The sequence below is a fragment of the Acinetobacter sp. UBA3132 genome, from assembly GCF_002364825.1.
GTDB lineage: Bacteria > Pseudomonadota > Gammaproteobacteria > Pseudomonadales > Moraxellaceae > Acinetobacter > Acinetobacter schindleri.
In genome coordinates this window covers 1-6,232 of record NZ_DEZM01000122.1, presented here as the reverse complement: position 1 = coordinate 6,232, position 6,232 = coordinate 1, and the positions used below count along the sequence as shown (strand labels likewise).

The 6,232-nt window shown below is 40.1% G+C and carries 6 protein-coding genes; 4 read left to right on the top strand and 2 right to left on the bottom strand.

The features are described from left to right. Positions 1–725 (top strand): GGDEF domain-containing protein (locus B4033_RS06080; protein WP_286832700.1); only part of this gene is annotated, 725 nt, incomplete at its 5' end. A gap of 488 nt (positions 726–1,213) precedes the next feature. Next, positions 1,214–2,260, top strand: coding sequence for a hypothetical protein (locus tag B4033_RS06075; protein WP_076753367.1), 1,047 nt, complete (start codon positions 1,214–1,216; stop codon positions 2,258–2,260). A 95-nt stretch (positions 2,261–2,355) separates the two neighbouring features. Here the strand turns inward: B4033_RS06075 and B4033_RS06070 are convergent, their stop codons facing one another. Both B4033_RS06070 and B4033_RS06065 read right to left on the bottom strand, forming a co-directional pair. Next, a complete protein-coding gene (locus tag B4033_RS06070; RefSeq protein WP_081409088.1) occupies positions 2,356–2,769 on the bottom strand; it encodes a DUF6176 family protein in 414 nt (137 codons plus the stop codon). Then, positions 2,759–3,631 carry an ATP-binding protein gene (locus B4033_RS06065; protein WP_108619479.1) on the bottom strand — a complete coding sequence of 291 codons (873 nt, stop codon included), beginning with the start codon at positions 3,629–3,631 and terminating at the stop codon, positions 2,759–2,761. Before B4033_RS06065 ends, B4033_RS06070 begins: the two co-directional genes overlap by 11 nt. A gap of 191 nt (positions 3,632–3,822) precedes the next feature. On the opposite strand from B4033_RS06065, the gene B4033_RS06060 reads away from it, so the two are divergent. Further along, positions 3,823–5,340 carry a DUF3336 domain-containing protein gene (locus B4033_RS06060; protein ID WP_286832697.1) on the top strand — a complete coding sequence of 506 codons (1,518 nt, stop codon included), beginning with the start codon at positions 3,823–3,825 and terminating at the stop codon, positions 5,338–5,340. Continuing rightward, the gene (locus B4033_RS06055; RefSeq protein WP_286832696.1) at positions 5,294–6,133 is read left to right on the top strand and encodes a protein kinase domain-containing protein; all 840 of its coding nucleotides are present in this window, start codon (positions 5,294–5,296) and stop codon (positions 6,131–6,133) included. The genes B4033_RS06060 and B4033_RS06055 overlap by 47 nt, the downstream gene beginning before the upstream one ends. Positions 6,134–6,232: the final 99 nt, after the last annotated feature.

Sequence of the window (6,232 nt, the reverse complement as noted above, 5' to 3'; positions counted from 1 at the left end):
CTGAAGAAATTCCTTTATATGCCACAGCGCCGATTAATCAGCAGGTCTGTATAAAATCTTATATTGGTCAGCCACTCCTTAAAGAAGATGGCAGTTTGTTTGGAACGCTCTGTGCGATTGATCCGGAAACCAAATCGGAAGCTATTGTGCAAGATATGCAACTGGTCGAGTTATTGGGACAATTGCTCAGTTCGATCTTGCAGGCAGAATTACGTCAGAGTGAGCAGATAAGACAACATGAATTATTGCAGGAAGAAGCCAGTAAAGATGAGTTGACCGGGCTCTATAATCGCCGTGCCTGGGAAAAACTGCTGCGAGCAGAAGAAGAGCGTTGTAAACAATATGGTCATCCCGCCGCTGTATTATTTATTGACCTGAATGACCTAAAAAAGGTGAATGATAGTTTGGGTCATGATGAAGGTGATAAGCTGATTCAAAATGCAGCACAAGTATTGCGAGACAATGTACGGATCAACGATATTGTTGCCCGTTTAGGTGGCGATGAGTTTGTGATTCTTAGTGTGGAAAATGACGAAACCGGTACTGAAAGTTTAGTTGAACGTTTAATTAATGCCTTTGCAGCAACAAACATTGGCGCAGCGATTGGTATGGCGATGCGTCATCCGAGTCAGGGTCTATTTGCAGCGCTCGCACAAGCGGATCAGAACATGTTTGAATATAAACGTCGGAAAAAATCCAGTGAATCCATGACCAATCTAAAATAATTGACGCTTTAAATTTTCTGTAAATAATTAAGTATTTCATATCACAGAAATGATTATTTTCTATGCTCTAAAATCATCCTATCTTTCAATATTCTCCTTCATGCCTATATGTAAAAGTTGAGCATGACTCTCCATAAAAAGAAAATTCAATACATCTATAACTTAACAATTACAAATTTTATAAACTTTGTTGCAAAGTAAATTGATCTAATTAAATGCGCTTTAAGTGTGTTGAAAAGTGACTCTGATAAGGAACAAGATTTAAATAAGCACTTCATTTCTTATGATAATTGTTGTTTGAAATATACATTAAAATTACAGAACCTAAAAATTCTTTGTTTAAAGATAAAGCGCTATCGAAGGATAAAGCTGGCTGCCAAGAAAAAACATTACCGGCAGAAATAGCATTTGAGCTATTCAGTTTCGAGATGGCCAACCTTTAGTGATCACCAAATAAAAATGCAAAGAAATTTTAGGGGATAAATTTTATGAAAAAGCAGATTTCTATCTTTGGACTCGCTTTTGTCTCGGGTTTAATGAGTGCCTGTGGCGGTGGTGGGGGAAGCAGCTCAGACAGTCCTATAGTGACTACGCCTCCAAATGTTCCAAAGGAAAGTATTTCCCCTGAGCTTTCAGAGGAATTTGTTCCGTTTGAAGATCAGGACATTGTAAAGAAAATTCGCGATAAAATTTCCGGAAATACCAGTAATGATACCGACTATAATGTTGCTCTAGGTCACATGATTGGTGAGGTATTTGCAGATTATCCTTATGGACGTACTGCACGTATCATCAAAATTTATAATCTGGGCATCAATAGTATTAAATATCCAAATCTGATCTGTTCAGAAGTAACTACCAATGGTGCAGTTAAAACGCTGAAATTAAAAACGGATAAAGATAACTGTATTATCCTGGATAAAACTTATCGTAAAGGCTCAACCATTACTCAGACGGTGAATGGTGACACGACGACTTTAAACTTTAGGAATGTCCGTTATGGTTCAAATGTAGATTTTAATCTCAAGGACGACTACCTGATTTCTGGCACGATTGTGCATCGTAAAACTAAAAATGAAATGGGGCAATCCGAATCTTATCAAATCGATCAGTTGGAATTCCAGCGTATAGCCGAGACCGATCAGGCGGGTACTTCTGGAGCCGCGTTTGATACAAAGAGCAAAGAATATCTGCAAGTACGTAATTATAATTATAGCCTGGTCGATGATTATGGCAGTGGTAGCAATGGGATTCGTACCTTAACCAGTCGCGGTACAATTATCGGTCAGCCTGATCTGGCAGATTATCGTTACAGTTTTGATTTTAATACCACGACACCATTTAAAATGGATGAAACCGTATTAAATAACTATAAGCATTTACCAAAAGAGGGTGTGCTTAGAATTGATGACAGTTATGATCAGGTGATTGAAGTCAAACAGAACCAGCCTGAATCATTGAAGGCTACTGTTTATTTCAATGGCAGTGAAATTGATGAACTGCTGTGGTCTACCATTATTGGGGATAAACAATAATTCGAGATGTCAAAAAAGCCCCGTATTGCCGGGGCTTTTTATTATTGATTGGGGGGTGTTTATTATAAAACTCCTTAAATAGCCAGGGTAATAAATCAGGTCGCTGTAGTATCCAATAACAATTCAGCGGGATAAACCGCCTGCCATGAAGTTTTAAACTGTTTATGCACTTGGTCAATTGGGAAAGTACTGAGTTTTGCAATATTTTGCGCTTTTTGAATGTTGTCGGCGCGCATATATGCAATTAAATAGTCCTGACCATGAAGTTGCAGATAAAACCAGGACTCGACATGAACCTGTTCAGCCTTAAGCGTTTCAATTACTTCGTCTTGACGTGCTTTTAAAGTGCGCTGCCAGTCATGAACTTGCTGCATGTGTAAGGGCTTAAGTTGAATGAGAACTGCGCCGACATCCATAATTTTTATTTTCTTTTGAGTGTCATTATTATATAAATGATTTATATGAAAAAAGCGACCTAAACCGGTCGCTTTCAAGCTGTTAAGAGGCATTTAGTTGGGTTGAACCAATCCAGTGCTTGGAAAACTGATAGGCAGCACGTCCTGAACGTTGACCGCGTGCCTGACACCAGCGTAGGGCTTCAGCACGAGTTTCTGTAGTAAGTTCCATATCTGCTTGTATTAAATAATGTTCCACAATTTCCAGATAAAGATTTTGATCCATCGGGTAAAAAGATAGCCACATACCAAAACGGTCTGATAAAGAAATTTTCTCTTCGATCGCTTCTTGAGGATGTAATTCGGTATATTGCGGAACATCTACTTTAGTAACGGGCGTATTTTCATGCATAAATTCTGGCAGTAAATGACGACGGTTACTGGTTGCATAAATCACAAAATTACTGGAACCGGATTGCAATGAACCATCTAATACACTTTTTAAACTACGGTAATTTTCATCTTCGGCATTAAAAGCCAGGTCATCACAATAGACAATGAACTTTTCCGGACGGTCAGCGATGAGTTTCTGGATTTCGGGCAGATCTGATAAATCATCACGTTCAATTTCAATCAGACGTAAGCCTTGATCAGCATATTCAGTGAGCAGGGCACGAACAATAGAGGACTTACCTGTACCACGCGAACCGGTGAGCAGTACATCATTGGCAGGCAGGTTATTTAGAAACTGTAAGGTATTCTGAATCACTTTCTCTTTTTGCTTTTCAATTCCTTTCAAATCAGCCAGTTGAATCGATCTCAGCTTATGAATTGGTTTGAGTTGGCCATCTTGCCATTTGTAGGCATAAGCAGAGAAATCCGGTACGGTTTTAACTTCCGGCAGGCTTTGCTGAAGCTGCTGAAGCACAGTAGAAAGGGCATTTAAAATATGGTCGGGTAAATCAATTGTAGCCATGATCTCAGATTACGCATTTAAATTATGCTCATGATACTACCACTGCAAAAAAAGCAGTCAAAGCTAGAAAAATGTTATAATTTGCCCAAGAAAGGAGATTTTTCGCTATTGTCCCGCACGTATGATCTGCTTAATTTAAGTATGTGACAGATCTTGTAGCAGCAAAAATAAACATAAGGATCACGCATAGCATGTTGTTAACAGATTTTACTCATCAGATTAATCCTCATCAGGCTTATCGCATCAAGAAATTAAAGCAACAATTGCAGACTGCGGAAACTTATGAGGAGTGGAAATGCATTGCGTTAAAACTGGATGAAGAATCAGGTGCGCAGGAATGGAAGCTTGATAACTCTTCCGATTATTTTGATGCAGAAGTGATCTCGCATCGTCTGGGCAAACTTCGACGATACCGCCTGCAAAAGCGTACTCGTGATTTGATGCATATCTTGCGAGAAGGGCTCAGTTATGACATTGCCAATATCGCGCATCCTCTATTATTTATAGAAACGTATGTTGGCACTAAAAAAATTATTGAAGATTATGTTGAAGAAGTAAGTAAAGGACTGGCTTATATCGCTTCGCAAGAATGTGAATGTCTGACGCTAGAAGAAAAAATAGAATATTTCGAACGTTGCCAGCGTGCTTATGGTCAGCCAGCGCTGATGTTTTCTGGCGGTTCAACGCTGGGATTATTTCATACTGGTGTGTGTAAGGCGTTAATGGAACAGGATTTGATGCCGAAAGTGGTATCGGGCTCGAGTGCTGGTGCCATCATGACGGCCATGTTGGGGGTATCCAAGCCATCTGAATATCCAGATATTCTTCAGGGACAAAATTTCTTTAATGAGGCCTTTCATTTTCGGAATTTCCGTGAGTTGATGAAGGGTAATGGCGGTCTGGCAGATGTGAAATACCTAAAAAAATTCCTGATTGAAAATTTAGGTAATCTCACTTTTGATGAAGCCCTCAAAAAATCAGGCTTAAATATTAATGTCGCCGTTGCACCTTATGATGCGACTCAAGATGCACGGATTATGAATGCTTATACTGCACCGGATTTATTGGTCTGGAGCGCGGTACTCGCATCCTGTGCTGTACCGATTCTATTTCCACCTGTGCGTCTGACCAGTAAGCGGAATGATGGCAAATTCACGCCTTATATGTCCTCGACACGTTGGGTCGATGGTAGTGTACGCAGTGATTTTCCACAGGAGAAAATGGCACGGCTGTACAATATTAACTATACCATCGCCAGTCAGGTGAACCCGCACATTGTGCCTTTCATGCAGGACGATGCAGCCCGATTCCGTAAGGACATGCTGAGCTGGCCACAACGAATTGCACGACGCCAAGGCAAGGTGTTTGCCAAAGGCATGATGGACTTTACCCGTGAACGTGTGGGAAGTGTACCGCCTGTACGCCGTTTGCTGGATCATGGTTATGGTGTAGTCGATCAGCGTTACTATGGTGATGTGAATATTGTCGGCAAATATGGTCTGCGTCATTATACTTATATGTTGCAAAACCCGCGGCCACACCTGTTTAAAATCCTGCAACGTGAAGGCGAACGTGCCACCTGGCCGAAAATTTCCATGATTGAAACCCAGGAGCGGGTAGGGAAAACCATACAGCATTGTCTGGAACTTTTAACCTATCAACATGCACCTGAACAGCAGAAAGAAGAATATATTCCAGTTGATATCTAGTCATGACCTAAACCAGATAAAATTTGAACTCAACACAAAGCCGCGAAGTCTGGCTTTTGGCCGTCGGCTCTATAAAGGTAGCTTAGGTGAAGAAATTTACTGGCTTAAGGTGCAAGCGAAAAACTCAACTGTATATAGTCAGCGTAGTTTTGAAAATGAATTCGGTTTTTATCAGGCGCTTTCTACTAACTCAAAAGCTAAATTTCTGGCGCCGCATTTACTGATTAATTCAGAGATCACTATTGCTGGTGAAATTTTTCAACAGGGCATCTTGCTACAGGATTGTCCTTCTCATTTTGCGATTGATCCGGCTGATTTAAGCGTGTCTGAGATTCAGAAACATTTGCTTGCAGCCTTGGATGCTGTGATGCAGTTATATCAATATGGTTATCTCCATCATGATTTAAAAGCAGAACATTTTGTCCAGTGCAACGGGCGGGTCTGTCTGATTGATTTTGAACACGCATATCGAATCTCGGATGAATCACCTCCAACATTAGATGCAACACCACGTTATATGGCGCCAGAATTATTTCACGCCGAAGCAAAAACGATTCAATCGGATATTTATGCATTAGGAATCATCTGGCTGGAATGGTTAAGTCAAACACGACTTGGTGCTGGAAATTATGAGGATTGGGCTTATCTACACTGTCAACGATTGGAAATTAATCTTCCAGAAAAATTTAGGTCTTTTCAAACAGTGTTAAAAGGCATGCTTGTTCGGCATAAGTCGGCCAGGGTTGCTGATTTTGAAGAGATCAAAGCTACTTTATTAACTGTAATCGACTGATAAAAAGACAAAAATCAATACTTTGTTTTTTATTTAATCAAATGATAAGCGTTTTATGAAAAAGTTCTTGTCAGGCTAAAATGATCTCTATAATATACA

What these genes read in the sequence shown, in the direction of transcription:
- B4033_RS06055 (WP_286832696.1), top strand. Translation starts at nt 5,294, where the DNA reads ATGCACCTGAACAGCAGAAAGAAGAATATATTCCAGTTGATATCTAGT.
- B4033_RS06070 (WP_081409088.1), bottom strand. Translation starts at nt 2,769, where the DNA reads ATGCCTCTTAACAGCTTGAAAGCGACCGGTTTAGGTCGCTTTTTTCAT.
- B4033_RS06065 (WP_108619479.1), bottom strand. Translation starts at nt 3,631, where the DNA reads ATGGCTACAATTGATTTACCCGACCATATTTTAAATGCCCTTTCTACT.
- B4033_RS06075 (WP_076753367.1), top strand. Translation starts at nt 1,214, where the DNA reads ATGAAAAAGCAGATTTCTATCTTTGGACTCGCTTTTGTCTCGGGTTTA.
- B4033_RS06060 (WP_286832697.1), top strand. Translation starts at nt 3,823, where the DNA reads ATGTTGTTAACAGATTTTACTCATCAGATTAATCCTCATCAGGCTTAT.